This is a genomic window from Rhodospirillaceae bacterium (assembly GCA_016712715.1).
Lineage (GTDB): Bacteria > Pseudomonadota > Alphaproteobacteria > Dongiales > Dongiaceae > Dongia.
Genome location: JADJQM010000001.1, coordinates 355,539 through 374,952, shown reverse-complemented (window position 1 = coordinate 374,952; position 19,414 = coordinate 355,539). Strand labels below are relative to the sequence as shown.

At 60.9% G+C, this 19,414-nt stretch carries 18 protein-coding genes and 1 pseudogene; 8 read left to right on the top strand and 11 right to left on the bottom strand.

The genetic code is table 11. From position 1 onward, the window contains the following. The first annotated feature begins 44 nt into the window (after positions 1-44). The 4 genes from argS (at position 45) to IPK59_01880 (ending at position 4,228) form a co-directional block, all read left to right on the top strand. On the top strand, positions 45-1,808 hold the full coding sequence (argS, locus tag IPK59_01895) for an arginine--tRNA ligase (protein MBK8157586.1): 1,764 nt from the start codon (positions 45-47) through the stop codon (positions 1,806-1,808). Further along, the gene (locus IPK59_01890) at positions 1,808-2,353 is read left to right on the top strand and encodes a GNAT family N-acetyltransferase (GenBank protein MBK8157585.1); all 546 of its coding nucleotides are present in this window, start codon (positions 1,808-1,810) and stop codon (positions 2,351-2,353) included. The genes argS and IPK59_01890 overlap by 1 nt, the downstream gene beginning before the upstream one ends. Positions 2,354-2,452: 99 nt before the next feature. Continuing rightward, positions 2,453-3,082 carry a PAS domain-containing protein gene (locus IPK59_01885; GenBank protein ID MBK8157584.1) on the top strand — a complete coding sequence of 210 codons (630 nt, stop codon included), beginning with the start codon at positions 2,453-2,455 and terminating at the stop codon, positions 3,080-3,082. 81 nt (positions 3,083-3,163) lie between these two features. Then, positions 3,164-4,228 (top strand): aminotransferase class I/II-fold pyridoxal phosphate-dependent enzyme, encoded by a 1,065-nt coding sequence (locus tag IPK59_01880; protein ID MBK8157583.1) that lies wholly within the window; start codon positions 3,164-3,166, stop codon positions 4,226-4,228. On the opposite strand, the gene IPK59_01875 is transcribed toward IPK59_01880, so the two are convergent. The 3 genes from IPK59_01875 to aspS form a co-directional block, all read right to left on the bottom strand. Continuing rightward, complete coding sequence (locus tag IPK59_01875; GenBank protein MBK8157582.1) at positions 4,222-4,845, bottom strand: nucleoside triphosphate hydrolase; 624 nt, start codon at positions 4,843-4,845, stop codon at positions 4,222-4,224. The genes IPK59_01880 and IPK59_01875 overlap by 7 nt on opposite strands. Positions 4,846-4,859: 14 nt before the next feature. Further along, positions 4,860-5,897, bottom strand: a complete 1,038-nt coding sequence (locus IPK59_01870) for an agmatine deiminase family protein (GenBank protein ID MBK8157581.1) — start codon at positions 5,895-5,897, stop codon at positions 4,860-4,862. Between the two features lie 121 nt (positions 5,898-6,018). Then, complete coding sequence (gene aspS, locus IPK59_01865; protein ID MBK8157580.1) at positions 6,019-7,800, bottom strand: aspartate--tRNA ligase; 1,782 nt, start codon at positions 7,798-7,800, stop codon at positions 6,019-6,021. A 160-nt stretch (positions 7,801-7,960) separates the two neighbouring features. On the opposite strand from aspS, the gene rnd reads away from it, so the two are divergent. Further along, complete coding sequence (rnd, locus tag IPK59_01860) at positions 7,961-9,133, top strand: ribonuclease D (protein MBK8157579.1); 1,173 nt, start codon at positions 7,961-7,963, stop codon at positions 9,131-9,133. Positions 9,134-9,143: 10 nt separating this feature from the next. Here rnd and IPK59_01855 read toward each other — a convergent pair whose 3' ends face one another. From IPK59_01855 to IPK59_01840, 4 genes are all read right to left on the bottom strand, one after another. Continuing rightward, positions 9,144-9,857 (bottom strand): HAD family hydrolase, encoded by a 714-nt coding sequence (locus tag IPK59_01855; GenBank protein MBK8157578.1) that lies wholly within the window; start codon positions 9,855-9,857, stop codon positions 9,144-9,146. Positions 9,858-9,860: 3 nt separating this feature from the next. Beyond that, complete coding sequence (gene choV / locus IPK59_01850; GenBank protein ID MBK8157577.1) at positions 9,861-11,102, bottom strand: choline ABC transporter ATP-binding protein; 1,242 nt, start codon at positions 11,100-11,102, stop codon at positions 9,861-9,863. Between the two features lie 12 nt (positions 11,103-11,114). Continuing rightward, the gene (locus IPK59_01845; GenBank protein ID MBK8157576.1) at positions 11,115-11,987 is read right to left on the bottom strand and encodes an ABC transporter permease subunit; all 873 of its coding nucleotides are present in this window, start codon (positions 11,985-11,987) and stop codon (positions 11,115-11,117) included. A 123-nt stretch (positions 11,988-12,110) separates the two neighbouring features. Next, positions 12,111-13,049 carry a glycine/betaine ABC transporter substrate-binding protein gene (locus IPK59_01840; GenBank protein ID MBK8157575.1) on the bottom strand — a complete coding sequence of 313 codons (939 nt, stop codon included), beginning with the start codon at positions 13,047-13,049 and terminating at the stop codon, positions 12,111-12,113. Positions 13,050-13,423: 374 nt separating this feature from the next. Here IPK59_01840 and betI point away from each other — a divergent pair, with 374 nt between their 5' ends. Together betI and betA are read left to right on the top strand one after the other, a co-directional pair. After that, a complete protein-coding gene (gene betI, locus IPK59_01835) occupies positions 13,424-14,008 on the top strand; it encodes a transcriptional regulator BetI (protein MBK8157574.1) in 585 nt (194 codons plus the stop codon). Positions 14,009-14,044: 36 nt separating this feature from the next. Beyond that, positions 14,045-15,711 (top strand): annotated as a pseudogene (betA, locus tag IPK59_01830) (choline dehydrogenase). 4 nt (positions 15,712-15,715) lie between these two features. Here the strand turns inward: betA and IPK59_01825 are convergent. Next, a complete protein-coding gene (locus tag IPK59_01825; GenBank protein ID MBK8157573.1) occupies positions 15,716-16,936 on the bottom strand; it encodes an MFS transporter in 1,221 nt (406 codons plus the stop codon). Between the two features lie 37 nt (positions 16,937-16,973). Beyond that, the gene (locus tag IPK59_01820) at positions 16,974-17,864 is read right to left on the bottom strand and encodes an EamA family transporter (protein MBK8157572.1); all 891 of its coding nucleotides are present in this window, start codon (positions 17,862-17,864) and stop codon (positions 16,974-16,976) included. Positions 17,865-17,969: 105 nt separating this feature from the next. Between IPK59_01820 and IPK59_01815 the strand changes: the two genes are divergently transcribed. Beyond that, the gene (locus tag IPK59_01815) at positions 17,970-18,389 is read left to right on the top strand and encodes an HIT domain-containing protein (GenBank protein MBK8157571.1); all 420 of its coding nucleotides are present in this window, start codon (positions 17,970-17,972) and stop codon (positions 18,387-18,389) included. Here the strand turns inward: IPK59_01815 and IPK59_01810 are convergent. Together IPK59_01810 and IPK59_01805 are read right to left on the bottom strand one after the other, a co-directional pair. Then, positions 18,383-18,589, bottom strand: a complete 207-nt coding sequence (locus tag IPK59_01810; GenBank protein MBK8157570.1) for a hypothetical protein — start codon at positions 18,587-18,589, stop codon at positions 18,383-18,385. The genes IPK59_01815 and IPK59_01810 overlap by 7 nt on opposite strands. 23 nt (positions 18,590-18,612) lie before the next feature. Continuing rightward, positions 18,613-19,395, bottom strand: a complete 783-nt coding sequence (locus IPK59_01805; protein MBK8157569.1) for a 5'-methylthioadenosine/adenosylhomocysteine nucleosidase — start codon at positions 19,393-19,395, stop codon at positions 18,613-18,615. Positions 19,396-19,414 lie beyond the last annotated feature (19 nt).

Genomic DNA, 19,414 nt, shown 5'->3' with positions numbered 1-19,414 from the left:
CCGCCCACGGGGTGCGTGGGCCCTTTCAGTTTGGATCCGTTTACATGACCTCGTTTACCGTTCAACTCAGCGACATCGCCGGGGCCGTTTTCCAGGCCCAGGGTCTTGATCCGGCCTTCGGGCAGGTGATCGTCTCCGGGCGGCCCGACCTCGGCCAGTTCCAGTGCAACGGGGCGCTCGCGGCTGCGAAGGCCGCAAAGCAGAACCCGCGCGCCATCGCCGAGAAGGTGGCCGAGGCCCTGAAGGCCAATCCGATTTTCCGCGATGTCTCGCTGGCTGGACCCGGCTTCATCAATCTCAGCGTCACTGACGACTACTTTGCCAAGGCCATGAACCGTGTGGCGGCCGATCCGCGCCTCGGCCAGCCGGTAAAGGCGAAGCCCGAAGTGGTGGTGCTGGATTACGGCGGACCGAACATCGCCAAGCCCATGCATGTCGGCCATCTGCGCGCCGCGATCATCGGCGATTCCATCCGGCGCATCTTCAAGTTCGTCGGCAACGAGACCATCGGCGATGTGCATATGGGCGATTGGGGCCTGCAGATGGGCATGCTCATCTCCGAGCTCGAGATCCGCCAGCCTGGCCTCCCCTATTTCGACGCCAGCTTCACCGGTGCCTACCCCACGACAAGCCCGGTCACGTTGAGTGAACTTGAGGAGATGTATCCGAAGGCGTCGGGCGACTGCAAAGCAGACCCGGCACGGCTTGAGCGCGCGCGCCTCGCCACCGCGGAGCTGCAGGATGGAAGGCCGGGCTACCGCGCCGTGTGGCAGCACTTCTTCGACATCTCCGTCGATGCCATGAAGCGCGACTATGGCAATCTTGGCGTCTATTTCGACCTGTGGAAGGGCGAGGCCTGTGTCAACGATCTCATCCCGCCGATGGTCGAAGACATGAAGAAAAAGGGCGTCGCCATCGAGGATAAGGGCGCTCTCATCATTCCGGTAAAGGAAGAGACCGACAAGCAGGACATTCCGCCGCTCATTCTCATCAAATCCGATGGTGCGGCGATGTACGGCACCACGGACCTTGCCACCATCATCGACCGGGTCAATTGCCAGAACCCGGACCGGTCGATTTATGTCGTCGATCATCGGCAGAGCCTGCATTTCGTCCAGGTCTTCCGCGCCGCGATCAAGGCCGGAATCAATGGCAAAGGCAAGTTGTTCCATCTTGGCTACGGCACCATGAACGGCGTCGATGGCAAGCCGTTCAAGACGCGCGCCGGCGGTGTCATGCGGCTCGACGACCTTATCCAGATGATGTCGGACGAGGCGATGAAGAAGCTGACCGAGCACGGTCTCGGTGCCGATTACGACGCGGCCGAGCGCGGCGATCTCGCGAAGAAGGTCGGCGTCGCAGCGTTGCAATTCGCCGATCTCAGCAACAACCCGATTGCCAATTACATCTTCGATCTCGATCGCTTCTCGCGCTTCGAGGGCAAGACCGGCCCCTATCTGCTTTACGCCGCCGTGCGCGTGAAATCATTGCTGAAGAAGGCCGAGGCGCAAGGTGACCGGCCGGGGACGATCCTAACGCCTGAAGAAGGCGAGCGTGACCTCATGCTGATGCTGGGGCAGATGCCGGATGCGATCGATTCCGCCTATGCGGAGCTGGCGCCGAACCGGATCGCCGATTTCGCTTTCAACCTCGCGCAGACCTTCAGCAGCTATTACAGCGCCTTCCATATCCTGTCGGAAACCGATGTGGCACGGCGTCACTCACGCCTCGCTTTGGCGGAATTGGTGCTGAAGGAACTGGAACTGTGCCTGGAACTGCTGGGCATCGAGACGCCGGAACGGATGTAATGACGGCGCCCACGCTCGCATCGGAGCGATTGCTGATGCGGCCGTGGCGGGCCGGTGACCGTGTGCCCTTCGCAGCGCTCAATGCCGATCCCCGGGTTATGGCGACCATCGGCAAGTTGCTGACGCGGGAGGAAAGCGACGCCTTCGCCGACCGCATCGCCGGGCAAGTTGATACCCAAGGCTGGGGCCTGTGGGCGCTGGAGATTCCAGGCAGGGCAGAATTCATCGGCTATGCCGGCCTGTCCCGGCCGCGTTTCGAGGCGGCCTTCACACCTTGCGTCGAGGTCGGCTGGCGCCTCGCCTTTGAGCATTGGGGCCACGGCTATGCGACCGAAGCCGGGCGCGTGGCGCTTGGCTTCGGCTTCACCGTGCTCGATCTGCCGGAGATCGTGTCCTTCACAACGGTCAGCAACCAACGTTCGCGCAAGGTGATGGACCGGCTGGGGCTCGTTCATGACACGGACGCGGATTTTGATCATCCGATGCTGGCCGCGGATCATCCGCTGCTGCGGCATGTGCTGTATCGGAAGCGGAAACCGCGGTAATCGACCTTTCTCGTCATGGTCGGCGAAGGCCGACCATGACGGTAGAGATATTGCGATAGGCAATTTGACAAATCGTCTAAATTGGACTATCTCCCGCATATGAGCCGCAAACTACCCAAGCCGCCGGGCGCTCTCGCCCTTCATTTTCCAACTGCTTCCGCCATTGCGGCGCTCCTCGCGCCGCAAGCGGAGGTAGTCGTTCATGATTTACAAACAGACCGCGTTGCCGGCATCTGGAACGCCTTCTCCAAACGTGGGGTTGGCGATCCGTCGCATCTCGGCAGCGATCCTGAACTGATCGGCGAGAAGGATGTTTATGGCCCTTATGAGAAGGCCAGTCCCGAGGGTGGACGGCTGAAATCTATCAGTGCCATCCTCAAGGACGAAACCGGTCGGCGTATCGGCCTGTTGTGCATCAATTTCGATCTGGCCGTTTTCGACCGCGCCATCGATCTGCTGAATGCCTTTACCAAGGCCGAGCAGCCGACACCCGAACCGATCTTCGCCCAGGATTGGCGCGAGCAAATCAATCTCGCCATCCGCGCTTTTCTACAGGAACGGGGCCTGACCTTGAAGGCGATCGACCGCGACGACCGGGTGGCGCTGATGGCCTATCTCGAAGACCGCAACCTATTTGCCACCCGCAAGGCGGCGCAGCATGTGGCCGATGCGCTCGGCCTGTCGCGCGCCACCATCTACAATTTGCTCGGCGAAGCCCGCAAAGCCTGAAGGATAGACCCATGTCGATGCTGCCCGATTTCCGTTTGGGAAACCTATCTCGGCAAATGGGAGTTCGCCTGCCGCTATCACATGACGGCATCAGACATGCAGACCTTGAGCCTGAAGGAATTGCTGGCCCTGGCGACGCCGGAGGATCGCGCGATCTTCGAGGACCTGCCACTGCAATATATCGAGACAACCGGCACCCCTGCCCTCCGCGCCGCGGTGGCCTCCATCTACGAAGGCGTGAAACCGGATGACATATTGGCCTTTGCCGGCGCCGAGGAAGGTATCTTCTGCGCCATGCACGCGCTCCTCGAGAAGGATGACCACGCCATCGTGGTGACGCCGAACTATCAATCAAGCGAAGAGCTGCCGCGCGCCCTCTGCGCCACGACCGGCGTGGCCCTCGATGCCGACAACAACTGGGCACTCGATCTGGATGCGATGCGCGCCGCCATTCGCCCAAACACCAAGCTCATCGCCATCAATTTCCCGCACAACCCGACCGGCAAAGTGATCGACCGCGCAACGTTCGACGGGCTCGTGGCGCTTTGTCGGCAGCATGGCATCTGGCTGTTCTCGGACGAGGTCTATCGCGGGCTGGAGCGGAAGCCGGAACTGCGCCTGCCCTCCGCGATCGAGGCCTATGAGAAGGGCCTGACCTTGGGCGTCATGTCCAAGGCCTATGGCCTGCCAGGCCTGCGCGTCGGCTGGATCGCCTCGCGCGACCATGATCTGCTCTACCGCATGGAGCGGGTGAAGCACTATCTCTCCATCTGCAATGCGGGACCGAGCGAGCATCTATCCGTCATCGCCCTCAAGGCCACGGACAAGATCATCGCCCGCAACCAGGCGCTCATTGCCAGCAATCTCGCGGCCGTTGATGCCTTCTTCGCCGATTTCCCGGATCTCTTCGACTGGCAACATCCCGATGGCGGCTGCATCGCCTTCCCGCGCTATCTGGGCAAGGACGGCGTCGAAACCTTCTGCCGTCGATTGGTAGAGGAAGCGGGTGTTGTGTTGCTGCCAGCAGGACTTTATCGATCTGAGCTCACCTCGACGCCCACCGATCGCTTCCGCATCGGCTTTGTCCGCAACCATGTGCCGGAAGGGCTGGCGGCCATGCGCGCCTATCTGCGCAGCAATCAGTAGCGCAGGATACAGTCTGCCGGCTGGCTTTCAGCCAGAACCAATGCGGCGTTGGGGATATCGTTACCGCGCGCGCGCGTTTCCGCAGCCGACAATGTCAGGCCATGATCCAGCCAGCGCTGGACGAGGCGCTCTTCCAGTAAGGACATGGGCACCGGCAGGAACACGGTGAGATCGAACAAGGATTTCAACCGCGACCACGGTTCCATCTTCAGCAGCAGGTAGTTGCCTTCGATGAGGAGGATGCGCTGCACCGGGGTGATCAGCCTGGCACCGGCGCGGGCGAGGTCGCGGTCCCGGTCGAAGACCGGTATGCCAATCTCTGGCTCAGGGCCGCGCAACCGCGTCAGCAGGTGATGGAAGCCCGCGACATCGAACGTCTGCGGGGCCCCTTTCCGTGGCAGCAGCCCCTGGGCCACGAGAATGTCATTGTCGAAATGAAAGCCGTCCATCGGAACCACCAGGGCGGGATCATCGGACAGACGTTCATTCAGACGCGCGCACAAGGCTTCGGCCAAGGTACTCTTGCCGGCGCCTGGCGGGCCGGCGATGCCGATCATGATGCGCTGCCCTGCCCCGGCCTTGTCGAGGATGAGTTCAAGAAGCGCGTCTTCGCTTATGTCGCGGGGTGCCGTCAGCGGGGCTTCGCGACGTTGCCGGCCGGCTGCGGCAGGCAGATTGAGTGAATGCCACCACCACCATAGGCCAGCTCGATCGCCGGCAATTGCACGATCTCGCGCTTGGGATAGATGCGCGTGGTGATGTCATAGGCGCGCTTGTCAGCCTGGCCATCTTCAAAGGCCGGCAGGATCACGGCACTATTGGGCAGATAGAAATTGACATAGGACATGGCGAGGCGCCGTCCTTCGGCATCGAAGCGCGGCCGTGGCTGCTCGACCTCAATGATCTCGAGTTCGCGCCCAGCCGCGTCGCGCGTGTGGCGCAGGCGCTGCAGATTGTCCTCGCAGACCTTGAAATTGGGATCGGCCGGATCGCTGCATGAGGTGGCGAGGACGACGCCCGGGCGCACGAAACGCGCCAGGTTTTCGACATGGCCGCCGCGCATATCGTCCTGCAGGCCTTCGCCCAGCCAGATGATATGCCGCACGCCCAGCATCTGGATAAGCTGCTCCTCGACCTGTTCCTTGGTGAGATCCGGATTGCGGTTGGGATTCATCAGTACACTCTCGCTGGTGAGCAGAGTGCCCTCACCGTCACAGTGAACTGCGCCACCTTCGAGGATCAGCGCGCCCATGTAACGGCGCATCTCCAGCCGATCGAGCAGCGTTTCGGCAACAGCGGCATCGCGCTCAAAATCGTCAAAACGATGACCCCAGGCGTTCCATCCCCAGGTGACGCCCGCGATTTCGCCGCCGGCATTGGCGAGAAAGCTGGGTCCGATGTCGCGCATCCAGCAATCATCATGGGCGAGCGAGATCTGGCTGACGTTGGTGCCTGTCGCCAGCGAAACTTCGGCAACGTTCTTCGGCTTGGTGATCATCGAGACAGGTTCGAACTCGGCCACGGTATTGGCGAGTTCGACGACGCTGTCGCGCGCCGCATCCAGATGTTCACCCCAGCTTTCCGCACGGGTCGGCCACGCCATCCAGCAGCGGGCATGGAGCACCCACTCGGCTGGAACGGAGAAGCCGTCATCAAAGGGTAAGGACATCCGCTCCCCTGGATATTGGTCCGATCATCCGCGCCCGCCGGCACCGACTTTGCCGACCCATTTTCCTGCCAGCATGGAACCGGCAGGGCATCCGCAGCACGGGATTTCGCGGGATACTGACCTACTTTTTGGCTAAAGGCAAATCGAGGCGAATGCTCAATTCCTTCAGCCGCGCAGGCGGCACTTCGGTCGGCGCCTGCATCAGCAGATCCTCGGCACGCTGGTTCAACGGGAAGCAAATCACTTCTCGGATATTCTTCTCTTCCGCGAGGAGCATGACAATGCGGTCGATACCCGGCGCGGAACCACCATGCGGCGGCGCGCCGAATTTGAACGCATTTAGCATGCCGCCGAATTTCTCCTCAACCACGGAGCTCGCATAGCCGGCGATCTCGAAAGCCTTGTACATGATCTCGGCGCGATGGTTCCGGATAGCGCCCGACGACAATTCGATGCCGTTGCAAACGATGTCGTATTGGAACGCGTTGATCGTCAGCGGATCCTTGTTCAGCAGCGCATCGAGGCCACCCTGCGGCATCGAGAACGGGTTGTGGCTGAACTCGATCTGGTTGGTGTCTTCGTTGAGTTCGTACATCGGGAAATCGACGATCCAGCAGAACTCGAATTTCTTCGGATCGATGAGGCCCAGTTCTTCGCCCAAACGGGTGCGCACGGCGCCGGCGAATTTGGCGGCGGCGAGCTTCTTGTCGCAGGAGAAGAACACGGCATCGCCGTCCTTGAGACCCGCCTGTTCCTTCAGCTGTGCCAGGCGCGCTTCGTCGAGGTTCTTGGCGATCGGGCCCTTAGGGCCAGCCGCTTCGAAAATCACATAGCCCAGGCCAGCTGCCCCATTGGTCTTCGCCCAATCGTTGAGCTTGTCGAAGAAGGAACGGGGCTTGCCGGCAGCACCTGGTGCCGGAATGGCGCGCACGACGGAGCCAGCCTCGACGGCCTTCGCGAAGATGCCGAAACCGGAACCACGGAAGATCTCCGTCACGTCGGTGATGCGGATCGGGTTGCGCAGATCCGGCTTGTCCGAGCCGTAGCGCAGCATGGATTCCTCGAACGGGATCTGCGGGAACAGCATAACGGAGACGACGCGATCCTCGGCGAATTCCTCGAACACACCGTGCAGCACCGGCTCGATGGCGTTGAACACGTCCTCTTGCGTGACGAAGCTCATCTCGAAATCGAGCTGGTAGAACTCGCCGGGGCTGCGGTCGGCCCGGCTGTCCTCGTCACGGAAGCAGGGGGCGATTTGGAAATAGCGGTCGAAGCCCGCCACCATCAGGAGCTGCTTGAACTGCTGCGGTGCCTGCGGCAGGGCGTAGAACTTGCCGGGATGCATGCGCGAGGGCACCAGGAAGTCGCGGGCACCTTCCGGCGACGACGACGTCAGGATCGGCGTCTGGAACTCGGTGAAGCCTTGCGCGATCATGCGGCGGCGGAGGCTCGCGATGACATTTGCGCGCAACATCATGTTGCGGTGCACCTTGTCCCGACGCAGATCCAGGAAGCGGTGCTTGAGGCGGATTTCCTCACTGTAATCTTCCTCGCTGTTGACCTGCAGCGGCAGAACCTCGGCCGTACCCTGGACCGCATATTCCTGGATCACGACCTCGATCTCGCCGGTCGGCATGCGCGGGTTCGTGGTTTCCGGCGTGCGGGCGACGACCTTGCCGGTCACCGTCACGACGCTTTCCAGTCGGGTCTGCTCAACCTGCTTGAAGATCGGGTTGGAGATATCCAGCACGCATTGCGTCAGGCCATAATGGTCGCGCAAATCGATGAACACCAGATTCCCATGGTCCCGCTTGCGGTGGATCCAGCCGGAGATTCGGACGGTCTCGCCGGTGTCTTTGGCGCGCAACTGGCCGCAGGTATGGGAACGGTAGGCATGCATCTTGGGAAGTCCTTGAAAATAACGGAAATTGCACCCAAATTTGCTGGGCAAATGACGCGGAAAGCGGCGGATTGTCAAGGGTTTCGGCGGGCATCCCGCTTATGCAAACGAGGCCCTTCCCTTGACTCGGGTCCAGTCGTTATAGCTAAACCCGATGAACATGGTAGCAACCAAACAACAGGCCGCAGTGATTGCCGACACCGCCACTTTGGCCGCTTTTTGCCAACGGCTGTCGAGCGCTCCCTTTGTTGCCATCGATACCGAATTCCTCCGCGACAAGACCTATTGGCCGATCCTCTGTCTGGTTCAGCTGGCTGGTCCTGACGAGGCCGCAGCGATCGATGCCTTGGCGGAAGGGATTGATTTAGCACCTCTTTTTGAGTTGCTGGCCAATCCCAAGGTGATCAAGGTGTTCCACGCGGCACGCCAGGACGTGGAAATCTTCGTGCGCATGACCGGGAAGGTGCCGACACCCCTGGTCGACACCCAGATCGTCGCCATGCTGTGCGGGTTTGGCGATGCCGCGAGCTACGAGACCCTAGCCACCAAGCTGGCCGGCGCAAGGATCGACAAATCGTCGCGCTTTACCGACTGGTCGCATCGGCCGCTGTCGGAAAAGCAGCTGACCTACGCCCTCTCCGACGTCACCTATCTGCGCACGGTCTATGAGAAGCTGCAGGCCAAGGTGGAAAAGTCCGGGCGTGCCCATTGGGTTGAGGACGAGATTGCCATCCTCACCGACCCCAATACCTATCGCGCCGACCCCAACAATGCCTGGATGCGCCTTAAGACCCGCAGCGACAAGCCGCGCTTCCTGGCGGTCCTCAAGGAAATCGCCGCCTGGCGCGAACGCGAGGCCCAGGCCCGCGACCTGCCGCGCAACCGGCTGGTCAAGGACGAGACGCTGCTCGAGATTGCCGCCCATCCTCCCCGGGATGTGGATGCCCTGTCACGCTGCCGCGGCCTGTCGCGAAGCTTCGCCGAGGGCAAGCTTGGCGATGGTGTGCTGGCTGCCGTCCAGCGCGGCCTGGAGATGCCAGAGAGCGAGGCACCCAAGCTAGACCCGCGGCCGGATATCCCGGCCGGCCTGGGACCGATCATCGAACTCCTGCGCGTGCTGCTGAAATTCCATTGCGACGAACATGAAGTGGCACAGAAGCTGATTGCCAGTGCAGGCGATCTCGAAGCCCTGGCTGCGAGCGATCACGCCGACATCCAGGCCCTCGAGGGCTGGCGCCGCGAGATCTTCGGCGAGGAAGCGTTGAAGCTGAAGCACGGCAAGCTGGCGCTCACCACGTCCGGCAAGAAGGTCAAGGTCATCACGCTCGATTGAGCGATGGCACCTAAAGCGCCGTCTCCAGTTCCACGATGCTCTCGATCACGACATCCGCGCCATGATCCATCAGGATCGCGCGCAGGCTGACGCCGGTCAGCACGCCGATCGCCTTCCCCGCCTTGCCGGCCCGTGCCATCGCCATGTCATGGGGGCTGTCACCTACCACCGCGATCATCGATGGCCGCAGATTCACATGGCGCGCGAAAGCCTCGACCATGCCGCCCCCCGGCTTCACGCCGTGGCCGGTATCGAATCCGCAGATGAAGTCGAGCGAACCGTGAACGCCAAACCGGGCCATCGAGGCGCGCGCTGATTCCTCGCTGTCCATCGTCGCCACCCCCAATGACAGACCACGCGCGCGGAGGCGGCTGAACAGGACGTCGAGATCGGTGACCGGCGTCGCCGCCGTCGCCTGGCGCTTCAGGAACAGTTGATGCACCTCGGCATAGACGGCATCCGTATCGGCGCGACCGGCGAGGCTCGCCCAGAGGTCCGAGATCTCACGGTTGCTGCCCGAGGCGATCGGCGAACCGGGAACATATTTGCCGGTTTCCGGATCCTTGCCGCTTTCCTTGAGGATATGCCTGGCCTTCGCCGGATCGCCACGCGCGACCAGGAGTGCTGCCTCTTCCGTCACAGGCCCCCAGGTCTTGTAGAAATCGAACAGAGTCCCATCCTTGTCGAACAGGATGGCGTGAATGGAATCGGAGATCTGCGGCAAGTGCTACACCGCAACCTTGTCCGGCGGTGAAACATCGACCTTGGCATACTCGGTCTGCCGCAGCATGCCGCGATAGATCTCGTGCTCGCCAACAACACCCAGCAGGGCGCCATCATCGCCGAGCAGGATCATCGGCCGCTTCGTCTGCTGCCGCACTGTCACAGCAGCGCGCATCGGTGTGCGATCCAGGCCTGTGACCATGGCATTGCTCTCGGCAATGGCCGCGAGATCAAGGTCGCTTGAATAGGCGACAAACTCACCCGGTCGCCCATTGACCATCAGGTTGATGGGCTTTCCCGCCTCGTCGAGCTGGCAGCGGCAACGTCCGGCGCGGTCCAGCTGAATGAAGGTCGAGCCGGGTTCACGGACAAGATCGCCGGCAGGACGCATCAAGGTACCGCCCTTGAGCACAGTGAGCGGATTCATCGAGGCCACGAACTGGCGCACATAATCATTGACCGGATTGAGAATGATCTCCTCCGGCACAGCGAACTGCACGACTTTGCCAGCTTCCATGATGGCGATGCGCGTGCCGATTTTGAGCGCTTCGTCGAGATCATGGCTGACGAAGATGATCGTCTTCTTCAGCTTGCGTTGCAGCTCGATGAGTTCGTCCTGCAGATGCTCTCGGATCAACGGATCGAGCGCCGAGAATGGCTCGTCCATGAGCAATATCTCGGCCTCGGTCGCAAAGGACCGCGCCAGTCCGACACGCTGCCGCATGCCACCGGAAAGTTCATGCGGAAATTTGTCAGCGAACTGACCGAGCCGGACCATGTCGATCTTGTCCGCCACGATACGATCTCGTTCAGCCTCATCCATGCCGCGGATACTTAGTCCGAATCCGACATTCTCCGAAACCGTCAACCAGGGCATCAGACCAAACTGCTGGAACACCATCGAGATACTGTTCCGTCGAACCATGCGCAGGGCTTCGTCGGAACAATTGGCGATATCGACCTCACCCTGATTTGTTGACACGATGACATGGCCACGCGTGACCTTGTTCAGTCCATTCACGCAACGCAGCAGCGAGGATTTTCCCGAGCCGGAAAGACCCATAAGTACGAGAATTTCACCCTTGTTGACAAAAAGCGACGCATCGTGGACGGCAACCAGTGAGCCGGTCTTGTCGAGGATGCTGTCGCGGCCCTCACCTTGGTCAAGCAAGGCCAGCGCCGCATTCGACTTTTGACCAAAGATCACATCGACGTTCTCGAAGCGCACTGCATTTGGATTGCTCATGACAGTCGCTCCCTATGCTTTTTTCTTGGTAAGGCGACGACGCACTTTGGGCTGCTTCAGCAGGCGATCAAGCACAATCGCCAGGGCGACAATGGCCAAGCCAGAGTCAAAGCCAAGTTTAACATTTGCCTGAGCAAGCGCCCGCACAACCGGCACGCCGAGTCCGGGCGCACCGACAAGTGCTGCGATCACGACCATCGACAAGGACAGCATGATCGTTTGGTTCACGCCGGCCATGATCGTCGGCAAAGCCGAAGGAAGCTTGACGCGTGTCAGCAACTGCCACTTTGTGCAGCCAAAGGATTCGCCGGCCTCGACCAGGTCAGTCGGCACCTGGCTTACGCCGAGATAGGTGAGGCGAACCGGCGCAGCGACCGCAAAGATCACCGTGGCCACGACTGCCGGCACCATACCCAATCCAAACAGCGCCAGCGCCGGCACCAGGTACACGAAACTTGGCATCGTCTGGATGAGATCGAGAACAGGTGCTACCGTGTTGTATACGGCCGGGCGTTTGGCACAATAGATGCCGAGGGGTATGCCGATGAGGAGACTTACAAAGGTCGAATAGACGACCAGCAACAGGGTCGCGACCATGTCTTCCCACAAGGTCTTTTGCCAAAGCGACATATAAAGGACGAATGACAGGCCAATCACCACGATCAACACGACCTTCCAGTCGCGGTGCCGCAAATAGGCGATCAAGCCAAAGCAGGCAATGAAGATGGCCGGCGGAATGGAGGCGAACCAGTCGACGGATGCTTCCATGCCGTCGCCGGCATAGCCGGAAACAAAATCGAAGAAGCCACCCAAGTAAAATTTGATGAGTTCGATCGCCTCATCGGCCCAGTAGCCGGGATCCCCATTCGTACGGATCCAACCCATTAATTCTTCCATGGCTTCCCCCACCCAGCCTTGCGGAATCCAACCTGGCATCCAATCGCGAACGCCATAAAGACGATGGCCTCGGTACAGCTAACGGTACCGAGGCCACCTACTTTATTGCATTCAGAGACCGAGGCTAGTCTTTACCGCAGCCAAACCATCCTGACCGTCGATGGTTGTGACACCGGCAAGCCACGCGTCGAGCACGCCAGGATTGGCAACCAGCCACTCTTTCGCGGCCGTTTCCCCGTCCTTGCCGCCGAGGATAGACTCCATAATGGTGCCCTCCATATCGAGCGTGAACTTCAGGTTCTTGAGGAGCGCGCCGACATTCGGGCATTCAGCCGAATAGCCCGCGCGGGTCAGCGTGTAGATGGTGGCGCCACCGAAGCCATCGGCCTCGAAACCGCTCAAATAATGCAGCGGCATCTTGCCCATGACGGGATGCGGGGTCCAAGCGAGGAAGGCCACGAATTCACCCTTCTCGATCGCCTTTTGCGCCTGAACGAGCATGCCCTGCTCGCTCGATTCGACCATTTCCCAACCGTCCATGCCATTGGCCGGATCGTCGATCTTTCCCTGCACGATACGATTGCCGTCATTGCCGGGCTCAATGCCGTAGAACTTGCCTTCGAACTTCTCGGTGAACTTGCCGAGATCCTTCACGTCCTTCACGCCGGCGTCAGCGGCATATTGCGGGACGACGGGGCCGTAGCCGGCGCCTTCCAGATTGGCACCGATGCTCTCGACCGACTTGTCGTCGAGGAACGGGGTGACGTCGGCCACCTGGCTCGGCATCCAATTGTCGAGGAACACGTCGACGTCCTTGTTCTTCATGCCTTCAAGGGTAATCGGCAGGGCCAGCAGACTAACGTCGGCCTCGTAGCCCAAACCCTTCAAGACATTGGTGAACAGGCCATTGATCGCCGTGTTGTCGGTCCAGCCGCCAACTTCGGAAATGCGGACCTTCTTGCAGGCCTCGCCGTCAGCAGCCAAGGCCGCTGAATTGGCGGCAACCGCCATCACCAGCGACATCGCCGAAGCGGCCAACAGTTTACGCATCAACATAGGTAAGTCTCCCATTTTCCAGTTGCCATCCCGTTCGCCTGCCCCAGGCTTTTTTGTCGTTCTACGCCCGGTCGATCTTTTGCCGCGCTTAAGGGCGACTTCAAAGTTAGGGGCAAATTGGCAAAAAGTTTCGCCACGGCGCCATATTATCGTCGCTAACCGGCAATTCCCAATCTTTTTTTTGATTGATCGTCCAATATAAAAACATCAGGATGCCTCGCCCGGTTCTGCTGCCCGGCGTCCCGAAACAGTGTTTCTGGCCCGCCCCGGCAATCACCCTGGGTTGTCTGGATTGTGGGGCGCGCTGCCGGGACCGGCAAGAGGGACCCTGATCAAAGTTCCGCGAGGCCCAGGTTCACGAGGGGGCGATGCCAAAAGTTGGTATGGAGGAAATCAGGCGCCGACAGTTGATCGATGCCACCATCGCCTCGATCCACGAAATCGGCTTTGCCGAATGCAGCCTGTCACGCATATCCGCCAAAGCGGGCGTGTCGACCGGCATCGTGCATCATTATTTCAAGGACAAGGCGGACCTTCTGGAGGCAACTCTGCGGCAGCTGGGCGACAGCCTCAGGGATTCGGTGGTGGAGCGGCTGAAGCTGGCCCGATCGCCCATCGAAAGGCTGCTGGCTGTGATTGACGGCAATATCGGGCCTGATCAGTTCACGCCCCAAGGCGTATCCGCCTGGCTGGCCTTCTGGGCGCAGGTACCCAAGAACGAAAGACTGGCGCGCGTGCAACACATCATCATTTCTCGCCTGCATGACAATCTGGTCCACGCCTTGAAGCTCATGGGCCGGCGCGACGCCACTGACATCGCGCGTGTCACCGCGGCGCTGATCGATGGGCTATGGCTGCGCGCCGCCCTTTCCAGCACCGGACCTGACCCGCAGGATGCGCGACGGCTCGTACTCGACTACCTCAACGCCAAACTCGATTTGAAGCTCGGATAATGATTATGCAGGGCGCAACGTCCTGGGGGACAGAAGATGAAATATGATGCGACGTTCGACTATCTGATTGTTGGTGCTGGATCGGCCGGCTGCGTCCTGACCAATCGCCTGAGCGAAGATCCAGGCATCAAGGTCTGCGTGCTCGAAGCTGGCCCCAAGGATCATTGGTGGAACTGGCAGATTCATATGCCGGCGGCGTTGATGTACAATCTCTGCCACGATCGCTACAACTGGTACTATCATACCGAACCACAGCCCTTCATGGACAACCGCGTCATGTACTGGCCGCGCGGTCGCGTGCTCGGCGGCTCATCCTCACTAAATGCGATGGTCTATATCCGCGGCCATGCGCTGGATTACGATCGCTGGGCATTCAAGGAAAACTGCCCGGGCTGGTCCTATCAGGAAATCCTGCCCTATTTCAAACGCGCCGAGACGCGCGAGGCCGGCGGCGACGCATATCATGGCGATAGTGGTCCCTTGAACGTCCACACCGGCGACCAGCAGAATCCGCTGTTCGAGGCCTTCATCGAGGCAGCCCAGCAGGCCGGCTATCCCTACACAAAGGATATGAACGGCTATCAGCAGGAAGGCGTCGGCCGGATGGACATGACCATCAAGAATGGTCGTCGTTGGTCCGCGGCACAGGCCTATCTGCGCACGGCCGAGAAGCGCGCAAATGTCACGGTCGAAACCCGCGCCCTCACCACGCGCATCCTGCTGGAAGGTAGGCGCGCTGTCGGGGTCGAGTTTGTGCAGGATGGCAAGGTCAGGCGCTATCGGGCTGAACGCGAAGTCATCTGCTCGGGCGGCGCCATCAACTCGCCGCAACTCCTCATGCTCTCCGGCATCGGCCCGGCGGATCATTTGCGCGAGGTCGGCGTCGAGGTGAAGCATGACCTCCCGGGCGTGGGCCAGAACCTGCAGGAACATCTTGAGATGTATATCCAGCAGCAATGCACCCAACCGATCACGCTCTACAAATACACCAAACCTGTGCCGATGGCCCTGGCCGGCATGCGCTGGTTTATGGACCATAAGGGCGTCTGCGCGTCGGCCCAGCTCGAAGCAGGCGGCTTCATTCGCTCATCGGCAGGCTTTGAGCATCCCAACCTGCAATTCCATTTCCTCCCCTCGACGGTCAACGATCATGGCCGAAAGAACGGCACCAGCCATGCCTATCAGGTCCATATCGGCAATATGCGGCAAGAGGCGCGCGGCTGGATCAAATTGAAGTCGAATAGTCCCAAGGATCACCCGCGCATCCAGCCCTTCTATTTGCAGACCGAGAACGACCGGCGCGAATTCGCGACGCGGTCAAGCTGACGCGCGAGAGCTTCGCCCAGAAGGCGTTCGACCAGTATCGCGGACCGGAGATCAATCCGGGCGACAGTGTTCGCACCGATGAGGAAATCGACGCCTTCATCCGCCGCCGCGGCGACAGCGCCTATCACCCGTCCTGTTCCTGCAAGATGGGCACCGACGAGATGGCGGTGGTCGATCCGCAGGTACGCGTCCACGGGCTCGAGGGGCTGCGTGTCGCCGACGCCTCGATCATGCCATCGATCGTCAGCGGCAATCTCAACGCGCCCACGATCATGATGGCCGAGAAATGCAGCGACATGATCCTGGGGAAGACGCCCCTGCCCCCGGCCAACGCACCGGTCTATGTTTCACCGAATTGGCGGACAGCGCAGCGCTAAAAGATCACCGGTCACCGGGATCTTCGTCGTTGTAATAGAACTCCGGCAGCGGATCCGTGCGCGGATCGAGCGCGTTGGCGATGGCCGAAGTCGTCTGCATTGAAACGAAGGCCGTCTGTTCGGAGGACGGCCGCGCCTGACGAGCCAGCATGCGGTAGGCGGTGAAGATCACGATTGCGGAGGCGACCACGGCCAGATAGACGAACAACGCCGATGGGCCGAACTGCCCCATGAAGAACGACGCGATCAGCGGGCCGACCGTGCCACCGATGGCCCAGACCAGCAGCAGACCGCCCGATGCACCCACCATGTCGGCCCGATCGACATAGTCATAGGCCTGGGCCACCGCCAAGGGATAAATCACGGCCAAGGCGCCACCCAGAAAGACCACGGCGAGCAGCAGCGTGGTCAGCGACGCGCCACCAAAACTGAAGATGCTGAGCACGACGCTGGAGACGACGCACATGATCAGGACGCCGAGCAGCACCGTGCGGCGGTCGTAGCGATCCGACAGCTTGCCGATCGGCCATTGCATGACGAGCCCGCCGAAGATCGGCACACCCATGAACAGCGAAATCTGCCAGACATCGAGGTTCAGGCTGTCGGCATAGATGGCGCCCATGGCATAGAAGGCGCCCGACAGCATGCCGGCACCCCAGGTCGCGATGACACCCAAGGGCGAGGCCTTATAGAGCACGCGCAACCCAAGGCGCTTGACGCCGCCCAGCTCCGGCCCCGCCACACGGGTCAGGACAACCGGAACCAGGGAGAGCGACATGAGGAGCGCACCAAGACAGAACAGGCCCAGTCCTTCAATCGCCAGCGCGTTGATCAGTAATTGTCCGATGAGTGAGGCAAGATAAGTGGTGACGAGATAGATCGAGAGGACCTGGCCGCGGCCGTCATTGCTGGTCTTGACGTTGAGCCAGCTCTCGATTGTCGCATAGAGCGCTGCGACGCAAAAACCAGTGAGGGCGCGCATCAGGGCCCACAGCGCCACATCGAAGACCAGCGCGTGCACAAGCGACGTCGCCGTGGCCAGTGCCGCGAAAGCGGCAAAAGCGCGGATATGGCCAACGCGCCGTATGATATCCTGCCCAAGGACACTGCCCACCATGAAACCCAGATAATAGGCCGACATGACCAGGCCCGAGATATCGGGCGAGACTTTCTCGATGCCAAGACGTACCGGCAACAGGATGCCGATCAGACCGTTACCGAGCACGAGCAGCCCGGCACCGAAGAGAAGTGAAAAGACTGGTCTAAGGACGAGCAACACTGTGAGTGACCTGGGTTATGGGTTTCGGCGCACGCACCACGCACAGAAGTCCGGCCAGGGTCAGGGCCCCCGCCACGATTTCCAGCATCGACAGCTCTTCGCCCAGCACCAGGGCCGAAGCTGCAATCCCGAAGATCGGCACCATCAGCGAAAAGGGAGCCACAACACTGGCCGAATACAGGCGCAACAGATAGACCCAAAGCGAAAAACCGACGATGGTGGACGCCCAGGCGATATAGAGCACCGAGAGGATTCCACTCCAGGACAGGCTGGAGAGCGTCGCCAGCACCCGATCCGGCCCTTCGAAAGCGAGAGAAAGGCCGGCCATCGGCAAGGGCGGCACGACCGAGACCCAAGTCATGAGGTTCAGCATGTTGGGCGCCTTGGCCTGCTTCATGAGAATATTGGCATAGCCCCAGGCGCAGGCCGCCGCCACCACCAGCAGCAATCCGATGAGACTGGTCTCCTGTACCTGCTCAATGCCGATGAGAAGAAGCCCGCCACTCGCCAGGGTTATGCCGGCGAGCTGGACCAGGCGCAGTCTCTCGCCCAGCAGCACCACGGCGAAGACAACCGTGAACAGGGCCTGCGCCTGGAGCACCAGTGACGACAAGCCTGCCGGCATGCCGAGATCCATGCCCAGGAAGAGCAAGCCAAATTTTACGACTCCGAAGATCAGCCCGATCGACAGGACCCAGCGCCAACTGACGCAAGGCCAGCCCACAAAAAAGACCATGGGTACGGCCACTGCGAGAAAGCGCAGGGCTGACAGCAGAAACGGCGGAAAGTCCTTGAGTCCGATCTTGATGGCGACGAAATTGATGCCCCACAAGGCGGCGACCAACAATGCCAGGGCAATATGCTTGGGTTTCATGACAACGGAACCTGACGGACATTAGGGGTGTTACCTTGCCCCAGTTCCGGATTCGGAAACAAGGCCGCAGCCGCGGCAAGATCTCATCGAGGAGTGACAAATCAGATGGGCGATTCCTTTGTGCTGCACCCGCAACTGGCCCAGGATACGCTGTTCCTCGGCGACTTGCCGCTATGTCGCGTGCTGCGCATGAATGACCGCGGCTATCCCTGGCTGATCCTGGTGCCCAGGGTCGCCGATATCCGCGAAATCATCGATCTCCAGGACGTCGACCAGCAGCGCCTGATGTCGGAGATTACCCAGGTTAGTCGGGTTCTTCGGAAACATCTTGCGCCCGACAAGCTCAATGTCGCGGCGCTCGGCAATGTCGTGCCGCAGCTTCATGTGCATATCGTCGCGCGGTTCGTCACGGATCCGGCCTGGCCACGGCCCATCTGGGGCGTGAAGCCGGTCGAGCCCTTCGATGCCGCTGGCGCCGCGTCAGCGATCGCCGATGTCCGCGCGCAACTGGGCTTCGCTCAATAGGAACGGCGGGCGCCGTGAAAATCGTGCCCCACCAGCAAGGTTACGATATGGGTCATCATGATGAGGACGATGACAACGGCGATGAACTGGAGCCCCAGCCAAGGTACACCGCGCACGCGGCGCTCATAAGGTAGCCGCATTTGCACGTTGGCCAGGATTGCGACGCCAAGTGCTGCAAGCAGCGCGCCGGTACTGACCAAGAATCCGGGTCCTCCGACCACCTTCAAAGCTCCCGGATGATGCGCCGCAAGACCGTGGCGGCCCCCGGTGCCACCGCAGCAACAAAGCGCGGAAAATCGAAATGGCTGTCGGCACCGGCAAGATCGCTGAGACAGCGCACCACCACCACTGGCAGGCCCAGCAAGGCTCCAACTTGCGCCACCGCGGCGCCTTCCATTTCGACGGCCTGGGCAGCAAATTCGCCATGCAGTCTTTGCCGCACGGTTTCGCTGTTGATGAACTGATCCCCGGACAGGATGCGCCCCATGAGGACACGGCGGCGACGGTCGGATGGCGGCGTCGCATGTGGCCACAGATCTGCCGGAAGGTCCGGCAAATGAATGTCCTCGGCGACCTGGGTCAAGCGCGAAACCAGATCAGGCGCCAATTCGAAAGCATAGTCGCGCCGATTCAGACCCAAGGGCGGTACGCCCGGACGGAACGGCGTCAGCGCCGCATCATGGAGATGTCCGTAATCGTGCTGCACCAGTGAATGCGCGATCACGGTATCGCCGATATGAAGCGCTGGATCGAGTCCGCCAGCCACGCCGCTGGCGACCAGGCCGCGGCACCCGGATTCACGCGCCAGCAGAGCCGCCGTCACGGCGGAGGCAACCTTGCCCACCCCGCTTTCGGCAACGACCACATCGTGACCCTCAAGCTGGCCAAGCGTCACCAAGCCACCCAGCAACTCCCGGGTCTCAGTGACCGCCATGAATTCCTTGAGCGCCGTCTTTTCTTCGGCCATGGCGCAGATAATGGCGAGGGGCGCAGTCGATTTGGGCATGAATTCAGACATCTGGTAA

Bases quoted from the DNA above. Each gene is read 5' to 3' on its own strand.
- argS (MBK8157586.1), top strand. From the start codon at position 45: ATGACCTCGTTTACCGTTCAACTCAGCGACATCGCCGGGGCCGTTTTC.
- IPK59_01890 (MBK8157585.1), top strand. From the start codon at position 1,808: ATGACGGCGCCCACGCTCGCATCGGAGCGATTGCTGATGCGGCCGTGG.
- IPK59_01885 (MBK8157584.1), top strand. From the start codon at position 2,453: ATGAGCCGCAAACTACCCAAGCCGCCGGGCGCTCTCGCCCTTCATTTT.
- IPK59_01880 (MBK8157583.1), top strand. From the start codon at position 3,164: ATGACGGCATCAGACATGCAGACCTTGAGCCTGAAGGAATTGCTGGCC.
- IPK59_01870 (MBK8157581.1), bottom strand. From the start codon at position 5,897: ATGTCCTTACCCTTTGATGACGGCTTCTCCGTTCCAGCCGAGTGGGTG.
- aspS (MBK8157580.1), bottom strand. From the start codon at position 7,800: ATGCATGCCTACCGTTCCCATACCTGCGGCCAGTTGCGCGCCAAAGAC.
- rnd (MBK8157579.1), top strand. From the start codon at position 7,961: ATGGTAGCAACCAAACAACAGGCCGCAGTGATTGCCGACACCGCCACT.
- choV (MBK8157577.1), bottom strand. From the start codon at position 11,102: ATGAGCAATCCAAATGCAGTGCGCTTCGAGAACGTCGATGTGATCTTT.
- IPK59_01845 (MBK8157576.1), bottom strand. From the start codon at position 11,987: ATGGGTTGGATCCGTACGAATGGGGATCCCGGCTACTGGGCCGATGAG.
- IPK59_01840 (MBK8157575.1), bottom strand. From the start codon at position 13,049: ATGCGTAAACTGTTGGCCGCTTCGGCGATGTCGCTGGTGATGGCGGTT.
- betI (MBK8157574.1), top strand. From the start codon at position 13,424: ATGCCAAAAGTTGGTATGGAGGAAATCAGGCGCCGACAGTTGATCGAT.
- IPK59_01820 (MBK8157572.1), bottom strand. From the start codon at position 17,864: ATGAAACCCAAGCATATTGCCCTGGCATTGTTGGTCGCCGCCTTGTGG.
- IPK59_01815 (MBK8157571.1), top strand. From the start codon at position 17,970: ATGGGCGATTCCTTTGTGCTGCACCCGCAACTGGCCCAGGATACGCTG.
- IPK59_01805 (MBK8157569.1), bottom strand. From the start codon at position 19,395: ATGCCCAAATCGACTGCGCCCCTCGCCATTATCTGCGCCATGGCCGAA.